We start from the raw sequence: 15,999 nt of genomic DNA on the forward strand, positions 1-15,999 counted from the left end.
TAGGCGAATTCGCTTAGCAAACTAAATTAATTTCATATTCAGCGCCTAATTCATATTAAAGATAAAGTTTATCGCAGCGATAAAGCGCATGACATGTTAATAAGACGAAGGTTATCGCCTTATTTCCCCGTTAATCGGCATTATGAACACGGTTAAGCGTCACTTCCCCTAACTGGCGCATTTGCTTACGGATCCAAGCGGAGCGCTGCTCAACATAAGGTGAAGGCGGTGAGACTTTATATCGCCAAGGATTGGGTAATACCGCCGCTAATAATGACGCCTCATAACGGGTTAATTTGGCGGCACTCTTACCAAAATAATGTTTCGATGCGGCTTCGGCGCCATATATTCCGGGGCCAAATTCGACGATGTTCAGATACACTTCGAGGATCCGCGACTTATCCCAAATCAATTCCATCAACAGGGTAAACCAGGCCTCTATTCCCTTGCGGATAAAACTGCGGCTCGACCACATAAACAGGTTTTTCGCCGCTTGCTGACTTAAGGTACTCGCACCGCGAACCTTGTTGCCCTTTTGGTTGTATTCGATGGCCGAACTTATTGCGGCTAAATCAAACCCCGTGTGGTTGGCAAATTTTTGATCCTCTGCGGCAATCACGGCTAATTGTAATTCAGGGGAAATTTGCTCGAGTGAGCGCCATTGATGTCGCACCTCTGTCACTGGTGCGGGCGGGAATAGTGCCCGTTCAATCCGCCAAGTCCACATCGGCGGGTCAATAAATCTCAGTAGCACCACACTTAGAACGGAGGCGAGTAGTAAGCCCAAGATAAGTTTAACGAACCAAGCGACTATGCGCTTAAAGCCGCGCGATTTGGGTCTGGGCGCTGGGCAATTGGATTTGTTCCCTTGAGGACGATTGACATGATCGCGCATGGCATACAAAGGGGCGGTCATCCAGTTATCCTCATCAATAGTTTCACCAAAGGGGCCGTTTGCGGTGGCATTGGCCACACCGCATAAAATAGCACAGTGTAAGTTGATGATAATATTGTCATAAACAGCGCCAAAAACCGAGCTGAATTGATGAATTAGCGAAATAAACGATGTTAACTATGTTGGCTCAACCTCGGCAGCTTTGACGACAGCTGACCGAGGTGAAATGGGCAGATTAACGAGGGCTAGCAAGTCAATCAAACTGCTTGATACTCGCGGCGGCGAGCAAGGTCTTTTGGAAGTGCTACTGTTTTCCGTCTCGTTATATCGTTACACAGCAAACTAAGCCCATAAATAACGATATTCAACAACTTAACTTGGCAAAATACCGACTAAGGCATATCTGCGCAGTAAACTCCCTCAAAACCATCTACGGGAACTTTGTAATATAGCTCAGAACATTCTAATGTGCATAACCCTGTGAGTAAAAATGTACAAAAATTTTAACTCAGGCAAACGCACCTTAACTAACTCTATGAAAATACAATTTATCTGACTTTGATGACGCCAGAATGACACACAAAATACTTTAACGGCCAAACCGCTTTAAAATTGAGCAAAATACCATTTTGGTGGCGTAAAATAAAAAATGCCACAGGGAATGCTGTGGCATTTATCTATTAAATCAAATAGATGATTATATTTCGTAATGCAAACCGCATTCACGTTTTAGACCATTAAAGCGGGTTTCTTCTTCAGTCATCCCTAATTCTAAGGGTTTACTCGAATGGGTATCCCCAACAGAAACATACCCTTGATCCCATAGCGGATGGTAAGGCAAGTCAAATTGCGTCAGATACAAGTGCACATCTTTGTTCGACCATTCGATAATCGGCAGCAGCTTAAAGCGAGTTCCGTGGATAGCCAATATTGGTAACTCTTCGCGAGTGCTTGACTGACTGCGACGAAGTCCCGCAAACCAAGTGCCGACTTCAAGTTCCGCCAAAGCACGTTGCATCGGCTCTACTTTATTCAGTCGATTGTAACGCTCGAGCCCATCTAAGCCTTGCTCCCACAGCTTGCCAAAACGCGCTTCCTGCCATGCAGAAGTCATCGGCGCTTGGTAAACCTTGAGGTTTAAGGATAAGCGCTCGGTAAGCTGGTCAATAAACTGATATGTCTCAGGAAAGAGATACCCAGTATCCGTTAAGATCACCGGAATATCCGATTGCACCTGACTCACCATATGCAGCATCACCGCCGCCTGGATCCCAAAACTGGATGACAGCGCGTGATTTCCCGGCAAATAGGCTAAGCCCCAGAGCACTCGTTCTTGAGCCGTCAATCCGGCCAAGAAGCGATTAATGCGTTCCAGTTCCGCTCGCTGCACATCCTTAGGCGCCGTCAGCAGCGCTTTCAGTTCGCTGTGACTTATCACGCTCTGCAACGCGTTCGGCAAGCCGGAACCCGTCACCCCAGAATCAAGATCAGCCATGGAAATCCTTAGCGGCATCGATAACCGCCTTCACTACGCCCGTGCGGACGGTGAAGTTACCAAAGGTTTCGCCAGCATTACGCTCAACCGCGTAACGGGCAAATAATGCATCCAATTCAGCAAGGATCTCAGCCTCTTGGATATTCTCTCTGTACATCTTATTCAGACGAGTGCCTTCGAAGTTCGCCCCGAGATACAGGTTGTAGCGACCGGGCGCCTTACCCACTAAGCCGATTTCAGCGGCAAATGGGCGCGCACAACCGTTTGGACAGCCGGTCATACGCACAACTATGGCTTGATCGCTAATGCCATTTTTAGCCTGCAGCGCATCGATATGGTCGATAAACTCAGGGAAATAACGCTCGGCTTCCGCCATCGCCAATGGACAGGTTGGCAAGGCCACGCAGGCAATCGAATGACCGCGAGTTTGGGTCAACACTTGGCCAAGTAAACCGTGTTTACGGGCAAGGCCTTCGATGGTCGCTTTATCCTCGGGCGCCACACCCGCAATAATCATATTCTGGTTTGAGGTCATGCGGAAATCACCCTTGTGGATCTTCGCGATTTCACGCATACCGGTTTGTAAACTCTTTCCGGGTACGTCTTTAATGCGGCCGCTTTCGATAAACAGGGTTAAATGCCACTTACCATCGACACCTTCGACCCAGCCGTAACGATCGCCGCGATCGCCAATCACCACATCGCGCTTGGGTTCAAACTTAACGCCGGCACGGGCTTCCACTTCGGCCTTAAACTTCTCATAGCCATGGTCGACGATGGTGTATTTCAGGCGTGAACGCTTACGGTTGGTACGATTACCCCAGTCACGCTGCACTGTCATCACAGCTTCGGCAAACTTCATCACATCTTCAGTTTTGATGAAACCAAAGTCATCGGCCAAGCGCGGGAAGGTCTCCACTTCACCGTGGGTCGAACCCATGCCGCCGCCAGCGGTTAGGTTAAAACCGACTAATTCGCCATTTTCAGCCACAGCAATAAAGCCTAAATCGTTGGTGTAGACGTCAACATCGTTATCCGGCGGAACGGCAACGGCCATCTTAAACTTACGTGGCAAGTAGGTTTTGCCGTATACAGGTTCAACGGTTTCGTCTTCTGTGGTCAGTAACTTCTCTTCATCTAACCAAATCTCGGCGTAGGCACGAGTGTGGGGCAGCAGGTGATCAGACAGCTTTTTCGCAACTTCATAGGCCTGCGCATGCAGCTTAGACTCGACCGGATTCGGGTTACACATCACGTTACGGTTAACGTCACCACAGGCGGCGATGGAATCGAGCGCCTCACGGTCCAAGCCTTGAATAATGGTCTTGAGATTACGCTTTGGAATACCGTGGTATTGGAACGTCTGACGCGTCGTTAAACGAATGCTGTTAGAGCTGGTGAGCGTCGAGGCAATTTCATCCACGCCTAACCATTGCTTAGGCGTACACACACCGCCTGGCACGCGGGCACGTAACATAAAGCTATATAAAGGTTCGAGTTTTTGCTCTTTACGCTCGTTACGTAAATCACGGTCATCCTGCTGATAGAAGCCGTGGAACTTGATCAATTGCTGATCGCCATCGCTAAAACTGCCCGTCACCGAGGAATCTAATCCCTCTTTAATGGTGCCACGCAGATAATCACTGTCGGTCTTTAGGTATTCGTTTAATGCTAACTTTTGCTCACTCATGGCAACTGCCTCTTAAAATTCGTTCGGCGGCAGTATCTCCGTGGATACTGCTCTCTATCTTTGGGATCGATTAATTAGTACACGTCTTTTTGGTAACGTTTATGACTGCGCAGGGTCTCGAAATATTCTTCCGCCGCCTCGCTCGACAGTCCGCCAAACTCCACCGCAACCCCTAATAGGGCCTGGTGAACATCTTTAGCCATACGTTCGGCATCACCACAAATATAGAGATGCGCGCCATTTTGCAGCCATTGCCACAGGGTTTGTCCCTGCTCTTTAATGCGGTGCTGCACGTAAATCTTATGGGCCTGATCCCGCGAAAATGCCACATCGATACGGGTTAAATCGCCGTTTTTCAGATACTGTTGCCACTCGGTTTGATACAGGAAGTCCTGCTCAAAGTGAGGATTACCGAAGAATAACCAGCTATCGCCCTCAGCGCCTTGCGCCACGCGCTCCTGCATAAAGGCGCGAAACGGCGCAACCCCAGTGCCAGGGCCAATCATGATGACCGGCGTTTGTGGATCTTCAGGTAAACGGAAATGCTTGTTCGGTTCAACATACACTTTTACTTCAGCGCCTTCCTCTGCCGAGGCTAAGAAATGCGATGCACCGCCAAAACGGGCTTGTCCTTGGTGCTCATCTTCCACCAAAGCCACGGTGAGATGCACTTCGGTATCGACTTCACTCTGGCTCGAGGCGATGGAGTAGAGTCTTGGCGTTAATGGACGTAATAACTCCACTAACTTGTTTGCATCGAGATTAGCATCGGCCTTGAGCTGATAGTTCGCCACTAAGTCTGCAAATTGATGATGTAAGATAAACTGGCGAACCTGTTCTTTATCTTCGCTCAGGGCAAGCAGCTCTGGGCTTGCGGACAACTCGGCCCAAGCTTTGACTAAACCAGGATATAACTGTGTCAGCTCTTTCTTCTCGATTAAGGCTTGTTTGAGGCTGATGGATTCATTAGCGACAGTCACCTTAATATCGGCCGCTAACCCTAAGCCCGCTAAAATCTCATCGACTAAAGTTTCACTGTTGCTAAACCACACTCCAAGGGCATCACCGACTTCGTAGCGTAAGCCTGACTCGCCTAAATCGATTTCAACGTGGCGCACGTCTCGGTCTGAACCACGTCCGGTGATCTTTTGGCTCACCAACACTTCGGCACTGTAAGGGTTTTGCTTAGTAAATTCGCTCTCGCTGGCAGCGAGTGCCGAGCTGGTATCATTGAGCGCCACCACGTTAGCCGTGGTTTGAATGAGTGGCTTCACGGCGGTGAGTATATCGGCGTGCCACTGTCCGGCCGCAGCTTCATAGTCCACATCACACTCAACCAGAGGCAGCAGCGCTTTGGCGCCTAAAGCCGAAAGACGAGCATCGAAGTCTTTACCTGTCTGGCAGAAAAACTCATAGCTTGAATCGCCCAGCGCCAACACAGAGTAATGTAAGTTGTTTAATTGAGGGGCACGTTTCGATGCTAAAAACTTATGTAATTCAATCGCATCATCCGGTGCTTCACCTTCACCATGGGTACTGACCACCAGCAATAACAAGGTTTCTTGCTTAAGCTGGCGCACATTGTATTCACCCATAGAGGCTAAATTCACGCTATAGCCCTGTGCTTTTGCCTTCTCAGCCAAGGCTTTGGCAATACCACGGCCATTGCCGGTTTGGCTGCCATAGAGAATGGTCACTGTCTGTGCCACCGGTGCATCGGACACGGGCGCAAGCTGGGCCAGATTACCCGACGCATTGGCCGTTGCGGCTAAATAACCGCTCACCCAAGCAAGTTGCACCGCGTTTAATTCAGCGGTGAGTTGTTTCAGCTTTTCGACCTGCGGTTGCGACAGGGGTGAAGCCAGTGATGAAAGTTCTTTTAACAACATGAGACGGCCCTATGACAGTGTAATGTCCAGCAGATTAGCGTGGTTTTAGAAAAGCAAAAAAGAATAATATTTGATTTTTAATTCCATTTTGGAATATACAAAGTGCAAAATTTAAGCTACAAAAGTGTGCACTGGTTAAAAGTTTTTGATACGACCAGTTCAGAAACGACCAGCTTGAGCAATATGCGCTTGTGTCAAACCAAAGTATTGCCACAATGGTGACGAGCCTGCTGTACAGTACCTTCTGTTGCTCGCAAAGAAGTTTGTTTTCAAGCACAAATTTCATACCAAGATTGAATGCGCTAACTGCCACAACTGAATAAACGAGTTCATTCTTATCGCGGCCTAGCCCTACCTAGGTTTAGCTCAGGGGAAGCACTCAGGCGGAACGATTATATAAACCACCAGGGAGTAATCATGCAGATTGGAATACCGAGAGAGAGTCTCGCCGGTGAGACTCGGGTCGCCGCGACCCCTGCCACCGTCGAACAACTTAAAAAGCTCGGCTTTGAAGTTGTTGTTGAGGCCAATGCTGGCTTACTGTCTAGCTTTGACGATGCCGCTTTTGAAGCCGCAGGGGCGAAGATCACGGCAGAGGTTTGGCAAGCGGATCTGATTTTTAAAGTCAATGCACCGACCGATGCTGAAATTGCGCAAATTAAAGAAGGCGCGACCTTAATCAGCTTTATCTGGCCCGCTCAAAATGCTGAGCTGGTCGAGAAACTGTCTAAACGCAACATCAATGTGATGGCGATGGACATGGTGCCACGTATTTCCCGTGCCCAATCCCTCGATGCTCTCTCTTCTATGGCCAATATCGGTGGTTATCGCGCCGTTGTTGAAGCCGCGCACCACTTTGGCCGTTTCTTTACCGGACAAATTACCGCCGCGGGTAAAGTTCCGCCAGCCAAAGTGCTGGTGATTGGTGCCGGTGTAGCGGGTCTTGCTGCCATTGGTACCGCAGGTTCGCTAGGGGCTATCGTTCGCGCCTTCGACACACGCTTAGAAGTGGCTGAACAAATCGAATCCATGGGTGGCCAGTTCCTCAAACTGGACTTCACCAATGAAGATGGCAGCTCATCGGACGGTTACGCTAAAACCATGTCGGACGAGTTTATCGCCGCCGAAATGGCACTGTTTGCCGAGCAAGCCAAAGAAGTCGATATCATCATTACCACAGCGCTGATCCCAGGTCGCCCTGCACCTAAGCTCATTACTAAGGCGATGGTCGACAGCATGAAACCCGGCTCTGTGATTGTCGATATGGCCGCGCAAGCGGGCGGCAACTGTGAATACACTCAGCCAAGTGAGCTATTCGTGACCGAGAATGGCGTAAAAGTCATCGGCTTTACCGATCTTCCCGGCCGCCTGCCCGCGCAGTCTTCACAGCTTTACGGCACTAACTTAGTCAACCTGATGAAGTTAATGTGTAAAGAGAAAAACGGCGTCGCCAGCATCAACTTCGATGATGTGGTGATGCGCAATATGACAGTGGTCAAAGCAGGCGAAGTGACCTTCCCGCCACCGGCGATTTCGGTGTCGGCAGCGCCCGCCAAACCTGCGGCTAAGGTTGAAGTCAAAGCGGCTGAAGCCAAAAAGCCATCCAAACTTAAGTATATTCTCGCTGCCCTTGGTGCTGCAGGTTTTGCCGCGGTTGCTTCGGTTGCTCCAGCCGAGTTCTTATCCCACTTTACGGTTTTTGTCCTGTCCTGCGTGGTGGGTTATTACGTGGTGTGGAACGTATCCCACTCACTACATACGCCTTTAATGTCAGTGACTAACGCGATTTCGGGCATTATCGTTGTCGGCGCCTTGCTGCAAATTGGTCAAGGTTCAACCTTGGTCACTGTGCTGGCGTTTATCGCCGTGCTGATCGCCAGTATTAACATCTTCGGCGGTTTCACCGTCACTCAGCGCATGCTGAAGATGTTCCGTAAAGATTAAGGGGGTATAACGTGTCTCAAGGACTGGTAACAGCAGCTTACATTATTGCCGCCGTGCTCTTTATCTTCAGTCTCGCAGGATTGTCGAAGCAAGAAACGGCCAAACATGGCAATTTATTTGGTATCACAGGTATGGCCATCGCCCTACTGGCGACCATTTTTAATCCTGACACCAGCGGTGTCGCTTGGATTATTGTCGCCATGGTGATTGGTGGTGCCATCGGCGTGCGTTTAGCACTTAAAGTCGAAATGACGGAAATGCCCGAACTGGTCGCAGTACTTCACAGCTTTGTGGGTATGGCGGCGGTATTAGTGGGCTTTAACAGCTTTATCGACCTACACCCTGAGCAAGTATCGCAAGTGGTTGTGGCCGTTGGCGGAGATATCAACTCCACCTTAGCCGCAGTGCAGGATGCGCTAAGCGAAGCGGCCAAAGCCGCCGAGAAAGCCCATTTAACTGGCGCTATGCTCAACATTCACTTAGTGGAAGTGTTCCTCGGGATCTTTATCGGTGCGGTGACCTTCACGGGTTCTATCGTCGCCTTCGGTAAGTTACGTGGATTAATTTCCTCAAAGCCTTTGATGTTGCCACATCGCCATAAACTGAACCTCGCAGCGGTATTGGTATCATTGGCGCTATTGGTTTACTTCGTACAAACGGGTGGCACTATGCCAGCCCTACTGTTGATGACACTTATCGCCTTCGCCTTTGGCTGGCATTTAGTGGCTTCAATCGGCGGTGCGGACATGCCAGTTGTGGTCTCGATGCTGAACTCCTACTCAGGTTGGGCGGCTGCGGCGGCGGGCTTTATGCTGTCAAACGATCTGCTGATCGTGACAGGTGCGCTCGTGGGCTCATCGGGTGCGATTCTGTCTTACATCATGTGTAAGGCGATGAACCGCTCGTTTATCTCGGTTATCGCAGGTGGATTTGGCACCGATGGTGTGGCCTCATCTGGCGATGAAGAAATGGGCGAATACCGCGAAACCAACGCCGAAGATGTGGCTGACATGCTGAAAAACGCAACTTCTGTCATCATAACCCCAGGCTATGGTATGGCAGTGGCACAGGCGCAATATCCTGTGGCTGAAATCACTCAAAAACTGCGTGATCGCGGCGTGAAGGTACGCTTTGGTATTCACCCTGTCGCGGGGCGCTTACCAGGCCATATGAACGTACTCTTGGCTGAAGCCAAAGTGCCCTACGATATCGTGCTCGAAATGGACGAAATCAACGAGGACTTTAGCGATACCGACGTAGTACTCGTCATTGGTGCCAACGATACGGTGAACCCTGCGGCGATGGAAGATCCGGGCAGCCCAATTGCAGGCATGCCAGTGCTCGAAGTGTGGAAAGCGCAAAACGTGATTGGCTTTAAACGCTCAATGAACACGGGTTATGCGGGTGTACAAAACCCACTGTTCTTTAAAGACAATACTCAAATGCTATTCGGCGATGCTAAGGCCAGCGTTGAGGCGATTTTAAAAGCGCTGTAATGCTTAAGTTTGCGTATTAACCCTAAAGGGAGCCACTTGGCTCCCTTTATCTTTTCCCCTGCTTAGGGATGTGTTTTCACACGTTTTTAAGCCAGCTCAGCTAGTCTCTGCGCAACTTACTTGTAGTCGCCCCATTCATTGAAAGGATAGCTTGATGCTGCTTGGATTATTTATGCTGTCGGCAATTTTGATTAAAACCTCATTGCTGGGGCTCGGCTGGATATCGATTGGCATTGGCACTGGCGGTTATCTATTTTGCCGCTATTACCGCTTTAATCTCGCCGCTCGTTTGGTGCAAAAGTTTAAGCGCCTCTTTATCACAGGAGCGATATTACACTTGCTCTTGTACCTTGGGCTTATCGTTAAACTCTTTCTTATCGATAGTATTGAGGATATTCCAGCCTTCTTTATCAGCCATTTGGTGTTCCATCATGCGCTTTGCGCCTTGATCGCTGCGGCGCTGACCTTTATGGCTGTCGGCGTTTATCTTACCCAACAAAAGTTAAAGCAAGCGCAGCTGTCTCCCCCATTGCAGCTTAACTAACTTAACAGCGCGAACCGTAATCGGCGCGCCAAACCATAGAAACAAAAAAGGAGCCAGAGGCTCCTTTTTTGTGGTGATACTTATGATTATGCCGCTTTGGCAACATCAAAATTAGACAGCAGCATAACCGCAGTACGGCCTAATAAATGATTGATAGTGCGATCGCCGACCAATCCTAATTCAGCAATGGCTTGCTGACGTGCTGTACTGACCGCTCTGAAGAGGGTGATTTCATTATTCGCGCCACCACAGAGGCTGAAGAATAATCTTAACACTGCGCGGTAATGCTCTTCTTGCATCGCTTTCATCCAAGAGGCTTCTAAGGCTTCTTGGCTAGAAAAGTCGAGCGCGGCAACAAATAAATTGCCAATACGACTATCTAAACGGATTAAGAAGTCGTTTTTACGCGGAAAGTGATGACTAATACCGGTGCGGCTAATCCCCGTTGCTTCAGATAACGTGGTATAAGACATAGTCTCAAAGCCAATAGTCAAAATTTGTCTTAACGCTTCATCCATAATCTGATTTATGGTCTGCTCAGTCTGTACTCGCGAGCGCTTAGCCATAGTAAAGTCTCCCGTTGTTCTTTTTCTGGGGTAGAGCTTACCAAAGCCTTTCAGGGATTACTGCTGTTTGGAAACGCCAAACAAGTGTATTTCGCTTTTGTTCAGCTAGGGTTCAGTTTGAAACAGGGGGATTTATCGATTCCGTTTACATATTCACAACATTGAATTTTGTACTAACCAGTCGCGGGCCTTTGCCTCCCCCATCAGCAATGTCAGTGTCGGGTTAAGGTAACGTCCAAGATCTGGCTTACGCCAAGATAGGTATGCTGGCAGGGGTTGCAGCACAGTCTCACCAAAAGTACGCTGCATTAAACTCGAATACTCACGAAATACCTCTGGTTCTATTTGTACTATTTTAGGATAAAAATCGGCGACAAAATCACGATATTGGCTGTAGTGGGCAATCTGGCTCACTTGATACTTTTTTAACACTTGTATCATCATAGGGCTGCTCCAGTGAGACATATACTGCGAACTTGTTAACGCCGCAAGGTTGCGTCTGTGGTATTGCTGCCAGGCTAAATCCAGATTGCCTTTGGCCTTAGCAACACGCCAAACCAGATAGAGATCCGCTAACCACTCATGCTGGTAAGCTGTTAATTCTTTTGGCAATAAACTGCCCTGCAAGGCCAGATTCTCAAGGTGCCCTAGCTCATGCCACAGGGTTAATAATGCCTGTTCTTTGAGGTCATATTGATAAGTTGTGCCATCGATATTGAGCAGTTGAAACTCTGGTGTTTCTCGCTCATTTACCAGGATTAAACCGGAGAAATGACTATTTTCGACGGGTAACACCATGGCACTGCGAAGCCCAAGCTCAGTTTGAAACTGGGCTTCACTGCGGGGGAGTTGCTCACGAACCTGAGTTGGAAAGCTTGCAAGACACTGACTCAATTGCGCTAACGGGCAAATTAACGCCTGCTTGTCGCCAATAGGCACCCAAGTCAGGCTAGAGATCAGCGTCAGAGCAATGAGACTCACTGTTTTGCCATGATATTTTGGATAATGGCCGTCGTTGATATCCCGTCTTCAAATCCCAACACTTGGACTTGACCGCCCGCGGCAATCACCTCGGCGCCACCGGCGATGTCTTCAACCTTATAATCACCACCTTTGACGAGAAGATCGGGGAGCAATCTGGCGATGATCCGCTGTGGTGTATCTTCACTAAAAGGCACTACCCAATCGACGGCGGCTAATCCCGCTAATACCGCCATGCGTCTATCCACTTGATTGACAGGGCGACCTTCGCCTTTTAAGCGCTTGACTGAGGCGTCATCATTCACAGCCACAATCAATCTATCGCCTAAGGCTTTGGCTTGCTTGAGGTAACTAACGTGCCCCGCATGCAGAATATCGAAGCAGCCGTTGGTCATTACCACTCGCTCGCCGCGCAATTTGGCTTGCTCTAGGGCATAGGCAAGTTGGTCTTCACTCACCACCCCAAAACCCGACTCACCGTGGTGCAGTGCTAAGGCTTCAATCAGCTCGATACGAGACACGGTTGAAGTGCCCAATTTACCCACCACAACCCCTGCGGCGGTATTGGCAATGGCGCATGCCTGCGGCAATTCTGCGCCCGCGGCAAGTGACGTCGCCAGAGCAGAAATCACAGTATCGCCAGCGCCTGTTACGTCATACACCTCACGGGCCACCGTAGGAATGTGTAACTCAGGGGCATTGGCCGTCACTAAGGTCATGCCCTTTTCGGAGCGAGTGACTAAGATAGCGTCGAACTGATGTTTATTGAGTAAGCCTCGAGCCTTTTCGAGTAGATCGGCCTCAGAGGTTACCGCGCCCACCACGGCTTCAAATTCACTCATATTGGGTGTGATCAGTGAAGCGCCATGGTAACGGCTAAAATCGGAACCCTTTGGATCGACAAGCACTTTCACGCCTTTAGCGCGAGCCAGTGCAATAAAATCCTGCGGCTTATCGATAGCACCCTTTGCATAATCCGACAGCACCACTACATCGACCGAATCGAGTAAGGCTTCAGACTGTTTGAGTAAACGTGCACTATCCTGCTTATCGAAGGACTCTTCAAAATCGAGGCGAATGAGTTGCTGGTTACGCGACAATACCCGCAGCTTGGTAATGGTCGGTTTGTCGGCAATATTCAACCACTGTGGCTCAACACCCAGGGCTTGCACGCCAAGGGTTAACGCCTTAGCGGTATCATCCTCACCGACTAACCCCGCCAATTGCACTTGGCCGCCGAGGGTCGCGATATTTAGCGCCACGTTGGCCGCACCGCCCGGTCTGTCCTCGACTTGGTTGATCTTCACCACGGGCACAGGCGCTTCGGGCGAGATACGTCCCGTCGGCCCAACCCAGTAGCGATCTAACATCACATCGCCGACAACTAACACTTTGGCTTTTTCAAATGCTGGCAGAGAAACCTTCATAGCGCTCTTATCTATTGCAGAAATTAAACCGTGATTGTACCTAATTTTCGGCAAAATATGAGTTAGAATAAGCAGTAATTTTCAAAAGTAGCGAGTATTTTTGTGGTCGAGAAAGCTGAGTTTTCATCATCCTTATATCATCCGAAGCACTGGCCCATGTGGTTTGGGGTGTTAGTGATGCGGATTACCCAAGTGTTGCCTCTCTCGTGGCAGATGAAGTTAGGCAAAGGCCTAGGCCGATTAGTCAAGGCTATTGCAGGCAGTCGTACCCATACCGCGCGCCGCAATTTAACCCTCTGTTTCCCCGATATGCCCGAGTCGGAGCGTGAAGCCCTGCTGACCCGCAACTTTGAAGAAACGGGTAAAGCGATTTTCGATACCATCAATGCCTGGTGGTGGTCAGATGAAAAAATCCAACAGCATATGCAGATAACCGGCAAAGAATACGTTCAAGACACCTTGAACGCTGGCCATGGGGTGATTCTGTTTGCCGTGCACTGCTTACCACTGGAAATGGGCGCACGTATTTTTGGTCAATTCCAACCCGGTGTTGGGGTATACCGCCCACACAACAATCCGGTGATGGAATACCTGCAGGTAAAAGGCCGCCTGCGCTCGAATAAAGCCTTAGTACCTAAGCGTGATCTACGCCAGATGGTACGTTGTTTACGCAATCCCGATGTGATTTGGTATACCGCCGATCAGGATTTTGGGCGTTCGAGTGCGGTATTTATTCCCTTCTATGCCGTGCCCGATGCCGCGACCATTACCGGCGCCACTACACTGGCCAAACTTGGCAAGGCCAAAGTGCTGCCCTTCTTCGTGGAGCGCACCGAAGGCGATAAGGGTTACCATATTGAGATTATGCCGCCGCTTGATAACTTCCCGGGCGAAGATGAACTGACCGATGCCATTCGCGGTAACAAAATTATCGAAGGGATTATCGATAGAAATCGCGCCCAATATATGTGGCTTCACCGCCGCTTTAAGACTCGCCCAGACCCAACGGACAAGTCCTTATATAAATAAGCTTTTGTTCAATCTGTTCGAGATAAGCGCTTAAAAGCGAATAAAAAATGCCAAGCAATCGCTTGGCATTTTTTATCTTAGATCTGTTGGTTTAAGACATTGTTGAGGGTTGAGGGTTGAGGGCTTGAAACCCTAAGCATCATTTCCTGTTAAGCCCTGCATCGCTGGCTTAAGCACTGATTACGCCTCTGCCGGTAAGCGAATACCCACATTGGTGACTTTGCCTTCATAAAGCCCTGCAACCACCCAATGCAGTGACTGCCACAGGAACTGATCCCCAAGTACCGGATGTGAACCTAATTCTGCCGCCACTAAATCCGCGACCGTCATATCACCTGTTCCTTCGTCTAACTCCAGACCATAAATCGGCGCCAGATCCAGCAGCTTAACCTCGGTATCGATAAAGAAGTCCCCGAAGAAACGTGGCACTTCCTTGGTTTCGGGCGCCTGACTAAAGAGGTTACTCAAGGCCTCTAGGCTCTTCTCTTGCCCGAGCACACACAAAATATCCCCAGCTTCTAGGCAGGTACTGCCCGATGGATGCAACAGTGTGTTTTGGCGAAATACCGCCGCAATCCGCGTGCCATCCGGCATAGAGAGACGTTTAAGCGGCTCGCCGATACACCATTTGTTTTCACTCAAATGGTACACAAACACTTCCCACTCGCTGCTCGGGTAAATTTCGACCCCAGAGCGTGAAATAGGTAATGGCTTAGGCGGTAGCTCCACCTTAGCTAAACGCGCCGCCGTGGTGAGCGATGCCCCTTGCACTAACAGTGACACTAACACCACGAAGAATGCCAAGTTAAAGTACAACTGAGCGCCCGGTAATCCCGCCATCATAGGGAATACGGCTAAAATAATCGGCACGGCGCCGCGAAGCCCAACCCAAGAGATAAACCAACGGTCACGACTGCTAAAACTCTTAAAGGGCAGCAAGCTGAGCCAAACGGCTAACGGTCTGGCAAACAGGATCATTCCAAAGGCTAATGCCAAGCCCGGCAGCCAAATATCTAACAAGTCAGACGGTGTGAGCAGCAGCCCTAATACGAGGAACATACCGATTTGACTGACCCAAGTCATGCCATCCAATACGTTTAAGATTGAATGGCGACCACGGGTAGGCTTGTTGCCAAGGAATAGACCGACTAAGTAAATCGACAGGATGCCGCTGCCGCCAAGTTTGTTCGACGCGGCATAAATCATCAGGCCGCCACTAAGCACTAAAATCGAATACAAACCTTCGGCAAGCTTGCTTAAATTCACCAACTTCCACAGCAGCCAACCGCCACCGAGGCCGAGGAAAATCCCCAAGCCAAACTGTTTGATAAAGCTTATCAGCATAAAGCTTGCGGATAGCTCGGCGTCCACATTCGCGAGGATAGCAATCAGGGTTACGGTTAAAAACACCGCCATAGGATCGTTGCTACCCGATTCGATTTCCAGCGTCGCGCCAACACGCTCGTTTAAGCTACGCCCCTTTAATAGTGAGAATACCGCCGCCGCATCGGTGGAGCCGACAATCGCCCCCACCAGCAAACCTTGTAACCAATGTAAGTCAAATAGCCATGCGGCCATTACACCAGTGATACTAGTGGTGATAGCGACGCCGAAGGTCGCCAGTGACAATGCCGGCCAGAGTGCCACCCTAAAGCTTGCGACACGCGTACGCATACCGCCATCGAGCAAGATAATGGCTAAGGCTAAGTTACTGACAAGATAAGCGGTTGAGTAGTCGTCAAATAGAATGCCACCGGGACCATCTTCCCCAGCTAAAATCCCTACTGCGAGGAAAATTAATAAGATAGGGATACCCAAGCGCGAAGACACGGGACTTAACAAAACACTCACAGCGGCAAGCAAGGCACCGATCAGAAAAAAACTATTGATGGAATCTGCATCCACACATGCCTCCTTAAATACAAGAGTGTTTAGTTAAACGATAAAGAAATCACCTAGATTAAAAATGACTCAGTTGAAATTTTTTGTGTTTCTATACTAGCATAAAAAATGCAAATTAATGGAGTTTTAAATATTAAATTT

The 15,999-nt window shown here is 49.3% G+C and carries 12 protein-coding genes; 4 read left to right on the top strand and 8 right to left on the bottom strand.

The genetic code is table 11. The annotated features are described in order from the left end of the window. Positions 1–130 precede the first annotated feature (130 nt). The 4 genes from mtgA to L2713_RS01110 form a co-directional block, all read right to left on the bottom strand. Positions 131–916 carry a monofunctional biosynthetic peptidoglycan transglycosylase gene (gene mtgA, locus L2713_RS01095; RefSeq protein ID WP_248966567.1) on the bottom strand — a complete coding sequence of 262 codons (786 nt, stop codon included), beginning with the start codon at positions 914–916 and terminating at the stop codon, positions 131–133. 676 nt (positions 917–1,592) lie between these two features. Next, on the bottom strand, positions 1,593–2,390 hold the full coding sequence (locus L2713_RS01100; protein WP_248966568.1) for a phosphoadenylyl-sulfate reductase: 798 nt from the start codon (positions 2,388–2,390) through the stop codon (positions 1,593–1,595). Then, positions 2,383–4,080 (bottom strand): assimilatory sulfite reductase (NADPH) hemoprotein subunit, encoded by a 1,698-nt coding sequence (gene cysI, locus L2713_RS01105; protein ID WP_011625339.1) that lies wholly within the window; start codon positions 4,078–4,080, stop codon positions 2,383–2,385. The genes L2713_RS01100 and cysI overlap by 8 nt, the downstream gene beginning before the upstream one ends. Positions 4,081–4,154: 74 nt before the next feature. Beyond that, positions 4,155–5,969, bottom strand: coding sequence for an assimilatory sulfite reductase (NADPH) flavoprotein subunit (locus L2713_RS01110; RefSeq protein ID WP_248966569.1), 1,815 nt, complete (start codon positions 5,967–5,969; stop codon positions 4,155–4,157). Positions 5,970–6,386: 417 nt separating this feature from the next. Here L2713_RS01110 and L2713_RS01115 point away from each other — a divergent pair, with 417 nt between their 5' ends. From L2713_RS01115 to L2713_RS01125, 3 genes are all read left to right on the top strand, one after another. Beyond that, a complete protein-coding gene (locus L2713_RS01115) occupies positions 6,387–7,913 on the top strand; it encodes a Re/Si-specific NAD(P)(+) transhydrogenase subunit alpha (RefSeq protein WP_248966570.1) in 1,527 nt (508 codons plus the stop codon). An 11-nt stretch (positions 7,914–7,924) separates the two neighbouring features. Then, positions 7,925–9,409: a Re/Si-specific NAD(P)(+) transhydrogenase subunit beta gene (pntB, locus tag L2713_RS01120; protein ID WP_011623826.1), complete on the top strand. Its 1,485-nt coding sequence runs from the start codon at positions 7,925–7,927 to the stop codon at positions 9,407–9,409. Between the two features lie 154 nt (positions 9,410–9,563). After that, on the top strand, positions 9,564–9,953 hold the full coding sequence (locus L2713_RS01125; RefSeq protein WP_248966571.1) for a hypothetical protein: 390 nt from the start codon (positions 9,564–9,566) through the stop codon (positions 9,951–9,953). Positions 9,954–10,039: 86 nt separating this feature from the next. On the opposite strand, the gene L2713_RS01130 is transcribed toward L2713_RS01125, so the two are convergent. The 3 genes from L2713_RS01130 to hldE form a co-directional block, all read right to left on the bottom strand. After that, a complete protein-coding gene (locus L2713_RS01130; protein ID WP_011623828.1) occupies positions 10,040–10,519 on the bottom strand; it encodes a TetR family transcriptional regulator in 480 nt (159 codons plus the stop codon). Between the two features lie 153 nt (positions 10,520–10,672). Continuing rightward, positions 10,673–11,500, bottom strand: a complete 828-nt coding sequence (locus tag L2713_RS01135) for a hypothetical protein (RefSeq protein ID WP_248966572.1) — start codon at positions 11,498–11,500, stop codon at positions 10,673–10,675. Then, on the bottom strand, positions 11,497–12,927 hold the full coding sequence (gene hldE / locus L2713_RS01140) for a bifunctional D-glycero-beta-D-manno-heptose-7-phosphate kinase/D-glycero-beta-D-manno-heptose 1-phosphate adenylyltransferase HldE (protein WP_011715992.1): 1,431 nt from the start codon (positions 12,925–12,927) through the stop codon (positions 11,497–11,499). Before hldE ends, L2713_RS01135 begins: the two co-directional genes overlap by 4 nt. Before the next feature lie 102 nt (positions 12,928–13,029). Between hldE and L2713_RS01145 the strand changes: the two genes are divergently transcribed. Continuing rightward, positions 13,030–13,956, top strand: a complete 927-nt coding sequence (locus tag L2713_RS01145; protein ID WP_126512482.1) for an LpxL/LpxP family Kdo(2)-lipid IV(A) lauroyl/palmitoleoyl acyltransferase — start codon at positions 13,030–13,032, stop codon at positions 13,954–13,956. Between the two features lie 180 nt (positions 13,957–14,136). On the opposite strand, the gene L2713_RS01150 is transcribed toward L2713_RS01145, so the two are convergent. Then, positions 14,137–15,861 carry a potassium/proton antiporter gene (locus L2713_RS01150; protein WP_248966573.1) on the bottom strand — a complete coding sequence of 575 codons (1,725 nt, stop codon included), beginning with the start codon at positions 15,859–15,861 and terminating at the stop codon, positions 14,137–14,139. Positions 15,862–15,999: the final 138 nt, after the last annotated feature.

The organism is Shewanella seohaensis, assembly GCF_023283775.1.
GTDB classification, from domain to species: domain Bacteria; phylum Pseudomonadota; class Gammaproteobacteria; order Enterobacterales; family Shewanellaceae; genus Shewanella; species Shewanella seohaensis.

Bases quoted from the DNA above. Each gene is read 5' to 3' on its own strand.
- hldE (WP_011715992.1), bottom strand. From the start codon at position 12,927: ATGAAGGTTTCTCTGCCAGCATTTGAAAAAGCCAAAGTGTTAGTTGTC.
- L2713_RS01110 (WP_248966569.1), bottom strand. From the start codon at position 5,969: ATGTTGTTAAAAGAACTTTCATCACTGGCTTCACCCCTGTCGCAACCG.
- L2713_RS01130 (WP_011623828.1), bottom strand. From the start codon at position 10,519: ATGGCTAAGCGCTCGCGAGTACAGACTGAGCAGACCATAAATCAGATT.
- L2713_RS01115 (WP_248966570.1), top strand. From the start codon at position 6,387: ATGCAGATTGGAATACCGAGAGAGAGTCTCGCCGGTGAGACTCGGGTC.
- L2713_RS01125 (WP_248966571.1), top strand. From the start codon at position 9,564: ATGCTGCTTGGATTATTTATGCTGTCGGCAATTTTGATTAAAACCTCA.
- cysI (WP_011625339.1), bottom strand. From the start codon at position 4,080: ATGAGTGAGCAAAAGTTAGCATTAAACGAATACCTAAAGACCGACAGT.
- mtgA (WP_248966567.1), bottom strand. From the start codon at position 916: ATGACCGCCCCTTTGTATGCCATGCGCGATCATGTCAATCGTCCTCAA.
- L2713_RS01100 (WP_248966568.1), bottom strand. From the start codon at position 2,390: ATGGCTGATCTTGATTCTGGGGTGACGGGTTCCGGCTTGCCGAACGCG.